General features: G+C 63.8%; 15 protein-coding genes. 12 read left to right on the top strand and 3 right to left on the bottom strand.

All coding sequences use genetic code 11. The features are described from left to right. Positions 1-88: 88 nt before the first annotated feature. Positions 89-1,474 (bottom strand): sensor histidine kinase RegB, encoded by a 1,386-nt coding sequence (regB, locus tag Q8S30_RS02265; protein WP_305664411.1) that lies wholly within the window; start codon positions 1,472-1,474, stop codon positions 89-91. A 91-nt stretch (positions 1,475-1,565) separates the two neighbouring features. Between regB and Q8S30_RS02260 the strand changes: the two genes are divergently transcribed. From Q8S30_RS02260 to Q8S30_RS02250, 3 genes are all read left to right on the top strand, one after another. Continuing rightward, entirely contained in the window at positions 1,566-2,192 is a 627-nt protein-coding gene (locus Q8S30_RS02260) for an SCO family protein (protein WP_305664410.1), read from the top strand. A 69-nt stretch (positions 2,193-2,261) separates the two neighbouring features. After that, positions 2,262-2,816: an ActR/PrrA/RegA family redox response regulator transcription factor gene (locus Q8S30_RS02255; protein ID WP_161346182.1), complete on the top strand. Its 555-nt coding sequence runs from the start codon at positions 2,262-2,264 to the stop codon at positions 2,814-2,816. A 90-nt stretch (positions 2,817-2,906) separates the two neighbouring features. Then, on the top strand, positions 2,907-3,260 hold the full coding sequence (locus Q8S30_RS02250; RefSeq protein WP_305664409.1) for an H-NS histone family protein: 354 nt from the start codon (positions 2,907-2,909) through the stop codon (positions 3,258-3,260). 8 nt (positions 3,261-3,268) lie between these two features. Here Q8S30_RS02250 and Q8S30_RS02245 read toward each other — a convergent pair whose 3' ends face one another. Next, positions 3,269-3,835: an HD family hydrolase gene (locus tag Q8S30_RS02245; RefSeq protein ID WP_305664408.1), complete on the bottom strand. Its 567-nt coding sequence runs from the start codon at positions 3,833-3,835 to the stop codon at positions 3,269-3,271. Positions 3,836-4,053: 218 nt separating this feature from the next. Here Q8S30_RS02245 and Q8S30_RS02240 point away from each other — a divergent pair, with 218 nt between their 5' ends. The 4 genes from Q8S30_RS02240 (at position 4,054) to Q8S30_RS02225 (ending at position 7,435) form a co-directional block, all read left to right on the top strand. Further along, positions 4,054-4,497 carry a hypothetical protein gene (locus tag Q8S30_RS02240; protein WP_305664407.1) on the top strand — a complete coding sequence of 148 codons (444 nt, stop codon included), beginning with the start codon at positions 4,054-4,056 and terminating at the stop codon, positions 4,495-4,497. Positions 4,498-4,600: 103 nt separating this feature from the next. Further along, entirely contained in the window at positions 4,601-5,989 is a 1,389-nt protein-coding gene (gene ahcY, locus Q8S30_RS02235) for an adenosylhomocysteinase (RefSeq protein WP_305664406.1), read from the top strand. Between the two features lie 154 nt (positions 5,990-6,143). Continuing rightward, the gene (locus Q8S30_RS02230) at positions 6,144-6,485 is read left to right on the top strand and encodes a DUF2853 family protein (RefSeq protein ID WP_305664405.1); all 342 of its coding nucleotides are present in this window, start codon (positions 6,144-6,146) and stop codon (positions 6,483-6,485) included. 449 nt (positions 6,486-6,934) lie between these two features. After that, complete coding sequence (locus Q8S30_RS02225; RefSeq protein WP_305664404.1) at positions 6,935-7,435, top strand: ferritin-like domain-containing protein; 501 nt, start codon at positions 6,935-6,937, stop codon at positions 7,433-7,435. A gap of 63 nt (positions 7,436-7,498) precedes the next feature. On the opposite strand, the gene Q8S30_RS02220 is transcribed toward Q8S30_RS02225, so the two are convergent. Continuing rightward, positions 7,499-8,500: a sensor histidine kinase gene (locus Q8S30_RS02220; RefSeq protein WP_305664403.1), complete on the bottom strand. Its 1,002-nt coding sequence runs from the start codon at positions 8,498-8,500 to the stop codon at positions 7,499-7,501. 217 nt (positions 8,501-8,717) lie between these two features. On the opposite strand from Q8S30_RS02220, the gene Q8S30_RS02215 reads away from it, so the two are divergent. The 5 genes from Q8S30_RS02215 to infB all read left to right on the top strand — a co-directional run bounded on the left by Q8S30_RS02215 (position 8,718) and on the right by infB (position 14,750). Beyond that, entirely contained in the window at positions 8,718-9,176 is a 459-nt protein-coding gene (locus Q8S30_RS02215) for a TspO/MBR family protein (protein ID WP_305664402.1), read from the top strand. Positions 9,177-9,339: 163 nt separating this feature from the next. Beyond that, complete coding sequence (rimP, locus tag Q8S30_RS02210; RefSeq protein ID WP_305664401.1) at positions 9,340-9,951, top strand: ribosome maturation factor RimP; 612 nt, start codon at positions 9,340-9,342, stop codon at positions 9,949-9,951. Positions 9,952-9,953: 2 nt separating this feature from the next. Further along, positions 9,954-11,561 carry a transcription termination factor NusA gene (gene nusA / locus Q8S30_RS02205; protein WP_305664400.1) on the top strand — a complete coding sequence of 536 codons (1,608 nt, stop codon included), beginning with the start codon at positions 9,954-9,956 and terminating at the stop codon, positions 11,559-11,561. A gap of 22 nt (positions 11,562-11,583) precedes the next feature. Further along, complete coding sequence (locus Q8S30_RS02200; protein WP_305664399.1) at positions 11,584-12,231, top strand: RNA-binding protein; 648 nt, start codon at positions 11,584-11,586, stop codon at positions 12,229-12,231. Then, positions 12,228-14,750, top strand: coding sequence for a translation initiation factor IF-2 (gene infB, locus Q8S30_RS02195; RefSeq protein WP_305664398.1), 2,523 nt, complete (start codon positions 12,228-12,230; stop codon positions 14,748-14,750). Before Q8S30_RS02200 ends, infB begins: the two co-directional genes overlap by 4 nt. The last annotated feature ends 55 nt before the right edge of the window (positions 14,751-14,805 follow it).

The following is a 14,805-nucleotide window of genomic DNA, read 5'->3' as shown; positions in this document are numbered from 1 at the left end:
AGCGAATAGTTAATGGTAGGTTAACCCTCGCGGGAGGAACGGAAATTCCTGCAACCCAGAGAGGAATTTCCGCGCCGGAGCGCTTTGGTCAATCCTCGATGCGGAGATTCTCTCCAAGGGGGCCGCTTTCCGGCGCAGCGATCCGGTCGCGCGGCCAGATCACCTCGACAATCGCTCCACTGCGTTGCGGGCGTTCATCCGCCCTCAGGAACGGGTCGGCGGCATTGGCAAAGGTCATCTCGGCGCCGGTCCGCTCCAGCAATGTCTTGGCGATGAACAGCCCAAGACCCATTCCTTCGTATTCCGGGCGCTGCGCGCGGTCTTCCTCAATCCGGCGGCGGCGGGTGAAGGGGTCACCCAGCCGGCCGAACAGTTGCGGCGGATAGCCCGGCCCGTCATCGACGATGCGGATGACGATCTGTTTCGGCGTCCATTCCACATCGATCCAGACATTGGCGCGGGCGAAATCCACCGCGTTCTGGATCAGGTTGCGCAGCCCGTGCATCACCTCGGACTGGCGCAGGATCACCGGCTGGCGGTCATCCCCGCCCGGGCCGGGGGCCGCATCGAAATGCAGCGCCTTGCCGCGGGCGGCATGGGGCTCTGCCGCGTCGCGCAGCACCTGCAGGATCGGAGCGCTGTGCATCAGCCGGTCGCTTTTGCCGCTGCGCCCCATCGAGCGCAGGATGTCGCGGCAGCGGTCGGCCTGGCTGCGGATCAGCTCGGCATCCTCGCGCAGGTCTGGCCGGTCGGCCAACTCATCGATCAGCTCGGCGCTGACCAGCTTGATGGTGGCCAGCGGCGTGCCAAGCTCATGCGCCGCAGCCGCGACCACGCCGCCAAGGTCGGTGAGCTTCTGTTCCCGCGCCAGCGCCATCTGCGTCGCCAGCAGCGCATCGCCCATCGTGTGGATCTCGGACGACACCCGCCGCGCATAGATGCCGAAGAACACGACGCCGATCACGATGGCCAGCCAATGCCCGAACTCGACCAGCGGCGGCACCCGGATCTGGCTGCCATCGGGCATCCGCAGCGGCAGGTTGGCATATCCGAACAGCGTGACCATGGCGATAGTCGCCGCCGCCAGAAACACCGTCGCCCGGGTCTGCAGCGCGGTGGCGCCGATGGTGGCCGGAGCAAGGATCAGCAGGGCGAAGGGATTGTGCAGCCCGCCGGTCAGCGCCAGCAGCAGCGCCAGTTGTGCGGTGTCGAACAGCAGCGTCATCACGGCTTCAACCTGCGTCAGCCGCTTGTTGGCGGGGTAGACGAAGATCGACACGAGGTTGGCGATGATCGCGGCGCCCACCACAAGAAAGCAGGCGCCGAGGTTGAACTGAATGCCGTAGAAGCGCCAGGCGACGGTGATCGCCACCAGTTGGCCGGTGATCACACCCCAACGCAGCAGGATCAGCGTTTGCAGACGCATCCAATCGCTGTGCGTTTCGCGTGGAATGGCATCGGTCGTGTCGGGCATGAGCGGTCTCGATGTCGCAACTGGTGCTTGCGGGATTGATAGTGATGCCCGGATGAGGGATCAATGCGCCATCTGGCTGGGGGATATTCGTATGGCAGTTTCAACGCAGAGATTGGCGGTCGCGGCGGTTTCGGTGGTGGCGATCGGGCTTGTGGTCAGCTTCGCGCTGACCCGGGGCGGCAGCGACCAGTTCGCTGACTGCCGTCAGGGCGTGGTCGCGGGCGGGGCGGGCGCCATCGGCGGGCCGTTCACTCTGGTAGACAAGACCGGCGCCACGGTGACCGATGCCGATGTCATCACCCAGCCCAGCTTGCTGTATTTCGGCTATACCTTCTGCCCCGACGTCTGCCCGCTCGACAATGCCCGCAATGCCGAAGCGGTCGATGCGCTGGAAGAAATGGGCTATCAGGTGACGCCGGTGTTCATTTCCATCGACCCGAACCGCGACACGCCCGAGGTGATGGGCGAATTCGCGTCGATCATGCATCCGCGCATGATCGGCCTGACCGGCAGCGAAGAGCAGGTGCGGGCGGCAAGTCAGGCCTATCGCACGTATTACAAGGCCCAACCGGCCGAGGATGATTATTACCTTGTCGATCATTCGACCCAGACCTATCTGGTATTGCCGGGCCACGGTTTCGTCGAATACTTCAACCGCGATGTGGAGCCGCAGCAGATGGCCGAGCGGGCCGCCTGCTTCATCGAGGCCGCCAGCTAGGCAGAAATTGACCCCGGCCGTCTAAGGTCCTAGAACGGTTCAACCGACGCACTGGGGGATACTCGAAAAATGGCCGAGGACGAACATGCCGAGCTGGGGCCTGACAGGTCCCTGTTGCTGGTCGATGACGATGCACCTTTCGTCACCCGGCTTGCACGTGCCATGGAAAAGCGTGGTTTCGCGCCGGTAACGGCAGAAAGCGTGGCGGCGGGCAAGGCCATCGTCCAGCAATCGGCCCCGGCCTATGCAGTGATCGACCTGCGGCTGGAAGATGGCAACGGGCTCGATGTGGTCGAGGCGCTGCGCGAGAAGCGGCCCGATGCGCGGATCGTGGTGCTGACCGGCTATGGCGCCATCGCCACGGCCGTGGCTGCGGTGAAGATGGGCGCAACCGACTATCTGTCTAAGCCGGCCGATGCCAACGACATTACCGCGGCGCTGCTGTCCACGGGCGAGGCGCTGCCGCCGCCGCCCGAAAACCCGATGTCGGCAGACCGTGTGCGGTGGGAACATATCCAGCGCGTCTATGAGATGTGTGACCGCAATGTCAGCGAAACGGCGCGGCGGCTGAACATGCACCGCCGCACCCTGCAGCGTATTCTGGCGAAGCGCAGCCCGCGCTAAGACTGCCAGAGGCGCGCGCTCCCGCGACCCGAAAACCCTGAAGCGCTGCTTCGGGGTTTTTTCTTTGCATTCTGTAATTCTCCGAATTAAATGATGAAAGAGGGATGGGATATTAAAGGTAAAATGATGAACGCTTTCAACCTGGACGATCTTTCGCTGAAAGAACTGCGCGACCTGCAGACACAGGTCTCGCGTGCGATTGCCACGTTCGAGGACCGCAAGAAAAAAGAAGCCCTGAGCGAGCTTGAAGAAACCGCCCGCAAACTCGGCTTCTCGCTGGCCGAGCTGACCGGCGTGCAGGTGCAGAAGAAACGCAAATCCGCTGCGCCGAAATATGCCAATCCGGCAAGCCCGTCCGATACCTGGACGGGCCGGGGCCGGCGGCCGCGTTGGGTCGAGGCTGCGCTGAAAGAAGGCAAAAGCCTGAACGATCTGGCGATCTGAGCCAGCCGTCAGGGCATCAGCGCCATAAGATCACGGTGTCGGGCGGTATAATCCGCCCGCACCTCGGCCGGGGGACGCAGGCGGATTTCGAGCCCCTGCAGGATCGCCCGGTTCGGACGGCCAAAGAACTTGTCGGCCTCGGCGGAACTGAAGCCGGCAATCTGCACCGCTTCCAGCCAGGCAGACACCCGGTCAGCCCGCTTGATGTCTTTCTTGATGCCGACGGGCAGCATCGCCGGCAGGCCAAAGCGCAGATGCACGGCGGCCGTCAATCGCTGGTCCAGCTCGCCATAGGCCGGGCCGATGGCGGATTTCACCGGGCTGATCATGTCACCGATCACATATTCCGGGGCATCATGCAGCAGTGCCGCCAGCCGCCATTTCACCGCGGCCCCGGGCACCAGCCGTGCGAAGATTTCTTCCACCAGCAAGGAATGCTCGGCCACCGAATAGGCAAAATCTCCCCGCGTCTGCCCGTTCCAGCGGGCGACAAAGGCCAGCCCGTGGGCGATATCCTCGATTTCTATATCCATAGGCGTCGGGTCCAGCAGATCCAGCCGCCGGCCCGACAACATCCGCTGCCATGCGCGCGGGAGTTTTTGCAAAGGCTGGGCCATAGCCACCGTCTTGAGGAATGTCTGCGCCCTGATTACGGGCCGCTCGCGGATCTGTAAACGCGGCGGAGGGAACTTATTGGCCTCTTTCGGCTTGTTGCAGGACGTTCATCCGATCTGGTCCCGCATGAATGGTGACCGATCCCCGCAACATCACCCGGACCGCAAAGGAGCCGCTGATGAAAACCTCCCACACCGCCACCGTGTTCACGGCCTTGGGCCTTGTCGTCGCCGCTGCCACGCTGGCGATGACGGCGCCGGCCGAGTCCCTCTCTTACCGGCTTGTTCCGCCGTCTGATGCGATGCGCAGCAGCGCCGAAGTGCCCAGCCTCGACAATCTGGCCCTGCTTGATCTTGTGACCGCCTATGGTGACGATCAGGCCTATGACGAGCCTTATTGCGACGTGCGCGTGACCGTGACCGAAAAGCTGACGAACGATTTCGAAGAAACGCGTGTCAGCGCCCCGCAGGAACGCGACGGGATCTTTGTCGAGCTTTGGGCCTCGGACCGGCTCGGCACCTGGACGATGCTGGCCACCCGCGCCGATGGCATCGCCTGCGTGATCGAGACCGGGCGCGATTGGGCCGGGGAAACCGGGCTTGAGACCCTTGCCGCGGGCTAAAGCCTCAATTCCTTGGTAAATCGGCCCGTGCTGTGCATTGAAGCAAGGTCCCGGCAATGCTACGTCCTGACCTGAATTTCGGGACAGGAGGCACCGGCTGCCAATGGATTACATCGTCAAGGACATTTCCCTCGCCGCCTATGGCCGCAAGGAACTCGATATCGCGGAGACTGAGATGCCGGGCCTGATGGCCCTGCGCGAGGAATTTGGCGCCGCGCAACCGCTGAAGGGCGCGCGCATCGCCGGCAGCCTGCACATGACCATCCAGACCGCCGTGCTGATCGAGACGCTGAAGGCGCTTGGCGCCGATGTGCGTTGGGCCAGCTGCAACATCTTCTCGACCCAGGATCATGCCGCGGCCGCCATTGCAGAAGTGGGGATCCCGGTTTTCGCGACCAAGGGCGAGACGCTGGAGGATTACTGGGCCTATACCGACCGGATCTTCCAGTTCGCCGAGGGCACCTGCAACATGATCCTCGACGATGGCGGCGATGCCACGCTCTACATCCTGCTGGGGGCGCGGGTCGAGGCTGGCGAGGCAGGGCTGATCGACGTGCCGACCTCGGATGAGGAAGTGTGCCTGTTCGCCCAGATCCGCAAGCGGCTGGCGGCCTCGCCGGGCTGGTTCACCGCACAGCGCGCTGCGATCAAGGGCGTGTCCGAAGAAACCACCACCGGCGTTCATCGCCTCTATGATCTGCACAAGAAGGGCCAGCTGCCCTTCCCAGCGATCAACGTGAACGACTCGGTCACCAAGTCGAAGTTCGACAACAAGTATGGCTGCAAGGAATCGCTGGTCGACGGCATCCGCCGCGCCACTGACACGATGATGGCCGGCAAGGTCGCCGTGGTCTGCGGTTATGGCGACGTGGGCAAAGGCTCTGCCGCCAGCTTGCAAGGCGCCGGCGCCCGGGTGAAGGTGACGGAGGTCGACCCGATCTGCGCGCTGCAGGCGGCGATGGACGGGTTTGAAGTGGTGCTGCTGGAGGACGTTGTTTCTTCCGCCGACATCTTCATCACCACCACCGGCAACAAGGACGTGATACGCATCGAGCATGTGCGCGAGATGAAGGACATGGCGATCGTCGGCAATATCGGCCACTTCGACAACGAAATTCAGGTCGCGGCGCTGAAGAACCACAAATGGACCAACATCAAGGACCAGGTGGACATGATCGAGATGCCCTCGGGCGCACGGATCATCCTGCTGTCGGAAGGCCGGCTGCTGAACCTTGGCAATGCCACCGGCCACCCGTCCTTCGTGATGTCGGCCAGCTTTACCAACCAGGTTCTGGCGCAGATCGAGCTGTGGACCAAGGAGGGTGAATATGCGCCGGGTGTCTATATCCTGCCCAAGCATCTGGACGAAAAGGTCGCCCGTCTGCACCTCAAGAAGATCGGCGTGAAACTGACCGAGCTGCGCAAGGATCAGGCCGACTATATCGGCGTCAACATTGACGGCCCGTTCAAGTCGGAACATTACCGCTACTAAGCGCCGCAAGGACGCGACAAACCGCCCGGGCCCTGCGTCACGGGCGGTTTTCTTTTGCCATCACGCGCCCGTGACCCCTATGCTTGCCCCAGCCCTGAGGGGCGTGAGACTGGTTCAAGGCCGGTGCAATTCGGCCGAATAAGGGTGGAAGAACATGGGTAAACGTGAAGACCTCGTCGCCAAATATGCCGAAGCGCTGCAAAGCAAATGCGGCATCGAGGTCGATATGGCGCTGCTGACCAAGGTCACCATCGGCTGCGGCCCGGCGATCTACAACGCCGACGCCGAGACCATTGCCGCGTCGGATCCGGCGGAGATGGAGCGGGTGAAGAACAATTTTCTGATGAAAAAACTGGGGCTTGCCGAGGGGCCCGAGCTGATGGTGGCGATTGATGCTGCGGTCGAGACCTATGGCAAATCCGACCGCAACAAGTATCGCGCCGCGATCTACTATCTGCTGGTCAAGCAGTTCGGCAAGGAAGCCGTCTACGCGTGATCGCCCTTGCACGGTGCCCCTTTTGGGTGCCGTGCTTAACGCCGCGTTCACTCTACTGCACTGATTTCACATAGATTTATCCACAGTCGCGGCTTGCGCGGAATCGCCGGCCGACCTAAGGTCCATCCATAGGCCAGTAGGCCGAGACCTTTTGCAGTCACGTGTGGTGAGTAGGGAGCACGTGGGGTGGGGAGGGTCTCGGTAGGGGTGCCGGGGCCCTCCATTTTTTTGGGGGATGCCCCGCTTTGGCGCAGGCGCGCGGCGTCCCGCTCTGGCGTAGATGCGCGGCTTGGTGCCCTGAGCCGCACATACGGAAAGCATACAGAACCCATACATATCCTATATGGCTGTGCGCCCGCATTTGGGAACATTCCGCGCCGGCAACCGTTTTGAGGGGGCAAGGCGGTCGCCCCCCGGGCGCGCCGCGAAATCGATGGAAGGATTCCCCCATGGCCCTCTTTGGCGCAGATATCCACACGATGGACGACCTCTACCTGCATACGCTGCAGGACATCTACTATGCCGAAAAGCAGATCGAAAAAGTCCTGCCGAAAATGATTGAAAAGGCCAGCGCCCCGGCGCTGAAAAGCGGCTTCGAGATGCACCTTGAAGAGACCCGCGGCCATATCAGCCGGCTGGAACAGGTCTTCGCGCTGCTGGGTGAAAAGCCCAAGGCCGTGACCTGCCCGGCCATCGACGGCATCATCAAGGAAGCCAACGAGATCGCTGGTGACATCGACGATGAGGGCGTTCTGGATGCGGCCCTTGCTGCCGCCGCGCAGGCGGTCGAGCATTACGAGATCACCCGCTATGGCACGCTGATCGCCTGGTCGAAGGAACTCGGCCGCACCGAATGCGCCGACCTCTTCGCGCAGACCCTGGCCGAAGAAAAGGCCACCGATGTGAAGCTGTCGAAGCTGGCCGAAAGCCGTCTGAACCACGCCGCGTGATGCGGTGAGGCCGCTTGCCCATCGGGGTGGGCGGCCGCTCCTTTGCGTGCGAGGGGCCCGGCCTCAGCTGGAAATTTGCTGCCCGCTGATGACCAGAGTGACAAGCGCGCCGGTTTTCGACCATTCATAGCTGACCGATCCGCCAAGCTGACCTTCCATCGTTTGCCGCACAAGGCTGCTGCCATAGCCGCTCATCTCTGCCGGAGACGAGGCTTCGGGGCCGCCTTGTTCTGTCCAGCAGATCTGGACATCCTCTCCCACCATCGAGCCCGACACGTCGAGGGTGCCACCCTCGACCGAGAGCGCGCCGTATTTGACCGAGTTGGTTGCCAGTTCATGCACGACGAGGGCCAGCCCGGTCGCCGTACCATTGCCCACCCCCATGCGCGGGACGGCCACCCTGATCCGCCCAGCAAACGCGCCTTCGTCATCATAGGGGGACAGCAGCACGGCAAAGATGTCGCCAAGCAGGGCGGTCTTGCCCTGTTCGCCCGGCAGCGGACGCACCAGATCATGCGCGCGGCCAAGCGCCGTCAGCCGGTTCATCAGCTGCTTGGTCATATCCTCGATCGAGGTCGAGGAGCGGGAGGTGATCCGCGTCAGTCCGGTCGCAATCGCCAGCAGGTTCTTGACGCGGTGGCTCATTTCCCCGGCCAGAAGCTCATGGCCTTCTTCGGCCTGCTTGCGGCCGGTGATGTCGAGGAATACGCCCGTCAACTTGCGTTTCTGGATACCGGCATCATCCCCTTGCCCCCGCGCAGAAATCCAGCGGACCTCCTGCCCGATGATGGTGCGAAAATCGATCTCGTAGGCCCCGACAAGCGCCCTGGTCGCAGAGAAGGCGTCGCGCACCCGGTCGCGGTCGGCGGGGTGGATCTTCTCGGACAGGCGCTCGAAGGTCAGGGGCTGCCCCGGAGCAACGTCCCAGAGCACATAGCCCTGCGGGTCCATCGCAAGATCATCGGTATCAACGTTCCACGACCACAGGGCCACGCCCGCCGCGTCTATCGCGCGCCGCAGTTCTTCATACCCCCATTCGGGATTGTCTGTCGCGATCTTGGACAAGTTTCCTCGCATATCCGGAACGTTGGCGAACCGCTACACGATGCGCATCTTGCCAGCCATATACCACGCTGGGGAAGATGTCTCCACCTGCCGCGTGCCGGGCCAGAATCTCGCTGGCCTGACCTGGCTTGTCCGTGTGATGAATGTGCCGCGCGGCGGAGCCTGAAGGCAGGCCCGCGCTTTGGCCCCTGCCAACCCGAATGGAACCCTACCTATGATGACCCTCCCGCTGTTCCTGACCTTCCTTGCCGCCTCGGCCGCCGCTGCCTCTACCGGCTTCCTGTTCAAGCCAGGCGCCTGGTATGTCGGGCTGAACAAACCCACCTGGACGCCGCCGAACTGGGCGTTTCCGGTGGTGTGGACAACGCTCTACCTGTTCTCCAGCTACGCCGCGACGCGGGTGGCGGTGCTGCCCGGAAACAGTCAGGCGCTGGCCTTCTGGGCGATGCAGATCGCGTTCAACACCCTGTGGACGCCGGTGTTCTTCGGCGCGCACCGGATGCTGACGGCGCTGCTGGTGATGGCCGGCCTGCTGGTCGCGGTGGTGGGGATGCTGGTCACCTTCTGGGCGCTGGATACCGTGGCGGGGCTGCTGATCGTGCCGTATCTGGCGTGGCTGGTGGTGGCGGCGGCGCTGAACCTGTGGGTCTGGCGCTTCAACCCGCGGCAGGGCTGAACCGGGGCGACCAAGGGGGCCATAGCGCGAACAGGCTTGCAGACTCGCTGCCGCTTCCGTATATGGCCCTTCAACAGCGGCGCTACCGGGGTCCAAACCCGGCGGCCCACCGGAGCTTGCAACGGGCCGCCACGGCCCGTTTTTTGTTTTTAAGGATCGGAACATGAGCGACCTGATCGCCAAGACCGCCATCGACCGGAAGCTGGCTGAAATCGTCGGCCCGGCCATCGAGGGCCTGGGGTTCGAGCTGGTCCGCATCCGCCTGATGGGCGGCCAGACCAAGACGCTGCAGATCATGGCCGACCGGCCCGAAGGCGGCATCGATGTCGACGATTGCGCCAAGGTGTCGACCGCGGTGTCGGCGGTTCTGGATGTCGAAGACCCGATCGAGGACAACTATTACCTTGAGGTTTCCAGCCCCGGGATCGACCGGCCGCTGACCCGGCTCAAGGATTTCGACATGTGGGAAGGCTATGAGGCCCGCATCGAGACCGAAGCCCAGATCGACGGGCGCAAGCGCTTCAAGGGCATCCTTGTCGGCACCGAAGCCGATGAGGTGCTGATCAACATCGAGGACGGCGCCAATGGCATCCAGACCATCGGCCTGAAATTCGACTGGCTGACCGATGCGAAACTGATCCTGACCGACGAGCTGATCGCCGAGATGCTGCGCCAGCGCAAGGCGGCCGGCATCATCGATGAGAGCCAGTTCGACGACATCGAAACCGATACAGACGAAACCGATACAGACACCGACCGGTCCGAGGAGGCCTGACCATGGCTATCACTTCCGCCAACCAGCTGGAACTTCTGCAGACCGCCGAGGCGGTCGCGCGCGAGAAGATGATCGACCCCGAGCTTGTCATTCAGGCGATGGAAGAATCGCTCGCCCGTGCGGCGAAGTCCCGATACGGGTCCGAGATGGACATCCGCGTGACCATCGACCGCAAGACGGGGCGCGCGCAGTTCACCCGCGTGCGCACGGTTGTCGAGGATGACGCCGTCGAAAGCTATCAGGCGCAGATGACCGTGGCGCAGGCCAAGCAGTTCCTGGCCGAACCCGTAATCGGTGACGAGATCATCGAAGAGGTTCCCCCGGTCGATCTGGGCCGCATCGCCGCGCAATCAGCCAAGCAGGTGATCTTGCAGAAGGTCCGCGAAGCCGAGCGTGACCGTCAGTTCGAAGAGTTCGAAGGCCGCAAGGGAACCATCATCAACGGCGTGGTCAAGCGCGAGGAATACGGCAACATCATCGTGGATATCGGCCGCGGTGAAGCCATCCTGCGCCGGAACGAGAAGATCGGCCGTGAAAGCTATCGCCCGAACGACCGCATCCGCTCGTACATCAAGGACGTGCGCCGCGAGGCCCGGGGCCCGCAGGTCTTCCTGTCGCGCACCGATCCGCAGTTCATGGCCGAGCTGTTCAAGATGGAAGTGCCGGAAATCTATGACGGCATCATCGAGATCAAGGCTGTGGCCCGGGATCCGGGCAGCCGTGCCAAGATCGCCGTCATCAGCTATGACAGCTCCATCGATCCGGTCGGCGCCTGCGTGGGTATGCGCGGCAGCCGTGTGCAGGCCGTGGTGAACGAGCTGCAGGGCGAGAAGATCGACATCATCCCGTGGAACGAGGATCAGGCGACCTTCCTTGTGAACGCGCTGCAGCCGGCCGAAGTGTCGAAAGTGGTGATCGATGAAGAGGCGAACCGCATCGAGGTCGTGGTGCCGGACGAACAGCTGTCGCTGGCCATCGGCCGCCGCGGCCAGAACGTTCGCCTTGCCAGCCAGCTGACCGGGCTGGACATCGACATCCTGACCGAAGCGCAGGAAAGCGAACGCCGTCAGGCCGAGTTTGCAGAGCGGACGGGCATGTTCATGGCTGCGCTGGATCTCGATGAGACCTTCGCACAGCTGCTGGTGTCGGAAGGCTTCACCAACCTTGAAGAGGTCGCCTATGTCGATCTTGAAGAGCTGCTGGTGATCGAGGGCGTCGATGATGCGACCGCCGCCGAGCTTCAGGCCCGGGCCCGCGACCATATCGAGGAACTCAACCGCAAGGCGCTGGAAGCGGCGCGCGAGCTGGGTGTCGAGGACAGCCTCATTGAATTCGAGGGCCTGACACCCCAGATGGTGGAAGCGCTGGCGAAAGACGATGTGAAGACGCTGGAAGACTTCGCCACCTGCGCCGACTGGGAGCTGGCCGGCGGCTGGACCACAGTCAACGGCGAGCGCGTGAAGGACGAAGGCATCCTCGAGAAGTTCGACATGAGCCTGGAGGAAGCGCAGCATCTGGTGATGACCGCGCGGATCCAGCTGGGCTGGGTCGACCCGTCCGAGCTTGCCGGCGAGGCAGAAGCCGACGTTGCGGCGGAGGACGAGGTCTGAGAACGGACCCCGGAGGACAGCCATGACGCGCGGAGGCCGTGACAAGGACGAAGACGAAACGGAGCGCCGGTGCATTGCCACCGGCGAGACGCAGCCGAAAGCCGGGCTGATCCGCTTTGTTGTCGCGCCCGACGGGACCGTCGTGGCCGACCTTTCGGAAAAGCTGCCGGGCCGCGGGATGTGGGTGACCGCTGACCGCGACGCGCTGGAGAAGGCGGCGAAGAAGGGCCTGTTTGCCCGCGCGGCCAAGCAGCCCGTCATCGTTCCGCCCGATCTGGTGGACCGGGTCGAGGCGATGCTGGCGGACCGCGTGGTGCATCTGGTGTCTCTGGCCCGCAAGGCTGGCGGCGCAGTGACTGGGTTCGAGAAGGTGAAAGAGTGGTTGGCCCAAGGTAGGGCCAAGGTTCTGCTGCAAGCCTCGGACGGGTCCGAGCGCGGCAAGACCAAGCTTTGGACGCCGCCCGGTGGGCGGTATTTCGGGTGCCTGACAGCCCAGGAATTGGGTTTGGCATTCGGGCGCGAACATGCGATACACGGCGCGCTTGCGGCTGGCGGACTCGCACGGCGTGTTGTAGAGGAAGCGGCAAAGCTTTCGGGTCTGCGTAGCAAGGCCATCGAAGGCAAGCACGACGGCGGCAGGACCGCCGGGAAGGATACGAATTCGGCATGAGCGATAGTGACGGCAAAAAACCCCTTGGGCTCGGCAGCGGGCGTTCCGGTCAGGTGAAGCAGAGCTTCTCCCACGGCCGGACGAAAAGCGTGCTGGTCGAGACGAAGCGCAAGCGTGTTGTGGTGCCAAAACCCGGGACGGCCCCCGGCAAGGGCACTGGCACCGGCGCCTTGGGCGATCCGTCGAAGCGCCCCGCCGGGATTACCGACGCCGAGATGGAGCGCCGTCTTTCTGCCCTGCGTGCCGCGAAGGCACGTGAGGTTGAAGAGTCTGCGCAGCGTCTGGCTGACGAGAAGGCCCGCGAGGAAGAGCGCGACCGGCGCCGCGCCGAGATCGAGGCGAAGGAGCGCGAAGAGCGCGAGCATCAGGAAGCCCTGCGGCTGAAGGCCGAGGAAGACGCCCGCAAGGTCCGCGAAGCCGAGATCCGCGCCCAGAAGAAAGAAGACGTGCGCAAGCCCGCAGCATCCGACAAGCCGGCCGATCCGGCCGCTGCCGAAGCTGCTGCCTCGCGCGCTGCAACCAAGGGCGTCACCGCCGCTGCCCCGCGCAAGACCGACCGCGAGCGTGATGCCGCGGCCGACCGCGACGCGCGTGGCAAGAGCAAGGGCACCGAAGACAGCCGCCGCACCGGCCGCCTGTCGCTGAACGAGGCGCTGAATGGCGAAGGCGGGCGCACCCGCTCGCTCGCCGCGATGAAGCGCAAGCAGGACAAGGCCCGCCAGAAGGCGATGGGCATGGGCCAGCGCGCCGAGAAGATGGTGCGCGACGTCCAGCTGCCCGAGACCATCGTTGTTCAGGAACTTGCCAACCGGATGGCCGAACGTGCCGCCGATGTGGTCAAGTCGCTGATGAAGATGGGCCTGATGGTCAGCATGAACGAGGCGATCGACGCGGATACCGCGGAACTGGTGATCGAGGAATTCGGTCACAAGGCAGTGCGCGTGTCCGACTCGGACGTGGAACAAGTGATCCACAAGGTGCTGGACGCCGATGAAGACCTGATCCCGCGCCCGCCGATCGTGACGATCATGGGCCACGTTGACCACGGCAAGACCTCGCTGCTGGATGCGATCCGCAAGACCAGTGTCGTGTCGGGCGAAGCTGGCGGCATCACCCAGCATATCGGCGCCTATCAGGTGACCACCGATTCGGGGGCTGTGCTGACCTTCCTCGACACGCCGGGCCACGCTGCGTTCACGTCGATGCGTGCCCGCGGTGCGCAGGTGACGGATATCGTGGTGCTGGTGGTTGCCGCCGACGATGCGGTGATGCCGCAGACGGTCGAGGCGATTGCCCATGCGCGGGCCGCCAACGTGCCGATGATCGTGGCGATCAACAAATGCGACAAGCCGTCGGCCAACCCGCAAAAGGTTCGCACCGGGCTGCTGCAGCATGAAGTTGTCGTCGAACAGATGGGCGGCGATGTGCTCGACGTCGAGGTTTCGGCGACCACCGGCAAAGGGCTCGACCTGCTGCTGGAAAGCATCGCGCTGCAGGCCGAGATCCTTGACCTGCGGGCCAACCCGAAACGCGCCGCTGCCGGCGCGGTGATCGAGGCCAAGCTGGATGTGGGCCGTGGCCCCGTCGCCACCGTGCTGATCGAGCATGGCACGCTGCACAAGGGCGACATCTTCGTCGTTGGCGCGCAGTGGGGCAAGGTTCGCGCCCTGATCAACGACAAGGGCGAGCGCGTCGATGAGGCCGGGCCGTCGGTTCCGGTCGAGGTGCTGGGTCTGAACGGCACACCCGAGGCCGGCGACGTGCTGAACGTCGTCGAGACCGAGGCGCAGGCCCGCGAGATTGCGGATTACCGCGATCAGGTGACGCGCGACAAGCGCGCCGCTGCCGGTGCCGCGACCACGATGGAACAGCTGATGGCCAAGGCCAAGGCCGACAAGAACGTGTCGGAGCTGCCGATCCTGGTGAAGGCCGACGTGCAGGGTTCTGCCGAGGCGATCATCCAGGCGATGGAGAAGATCGGCAACGAAGAGGTGCGCGTGCGCGTGCTGCATTCGGGAGTCGGCGCCATCACCGAGAGCGATATCGGTCTGGCCGAAGCGTCGGGTGCGCCGGTCATCGGCTTCAACGTGCGGGCCAATGCGCCGGCCCGTGCCGCTGCCAACCAGAAGGGTGTGGAGATCCGCTACTACTCGGTGATCTACGATCTGGTCGACGACGTGAAGGCCGCTGCCTCTGGCCTGCTGAAGAACGAGATCCGCGAAACCTTCATCGGTTACGCGACGATCAAGGAAGTCTTCAAGGTGTCGAACGTCGGCATGGTTGCCGGGTGTCTTGTCACCGAGGGCGTTGCCCGCCGGTCCGCCGGCGTGCGCCTGCTGCGCGACAACGTGGTGATCCACGAAGGCACGCTGAAGACGCTGAAGCGCTTCAAGGACGAGGTGAAGGAAGTCATCTCGGGCCAGGAATGCGGTATGGCCTTCGAGAACTACGAAGACATTCGCGCAGGCGATGTCATCGAGATCTTCGAGCGCGAGGAAGTGGAACGCCGGCTGCTCTAACGGCCTGCGGCCCGCCCTTGCGGCGGGCCCCTTCTGGCGATCAGACACAAAAAAG

This window comes from Frigidibacter sp., assembly GCF_030695035.1.
Lineage (GTDB): Bacteria > Pseudomonadota > Alphaproteobacteria > Rhodobacterales > Rhodobacteraceae > Frigidibacter.
The sequence above is the reverse complement of the archived record's forward strand: the minus strand, read 5'-3'. Positions and strand labels throughout refer to the sequence as shown.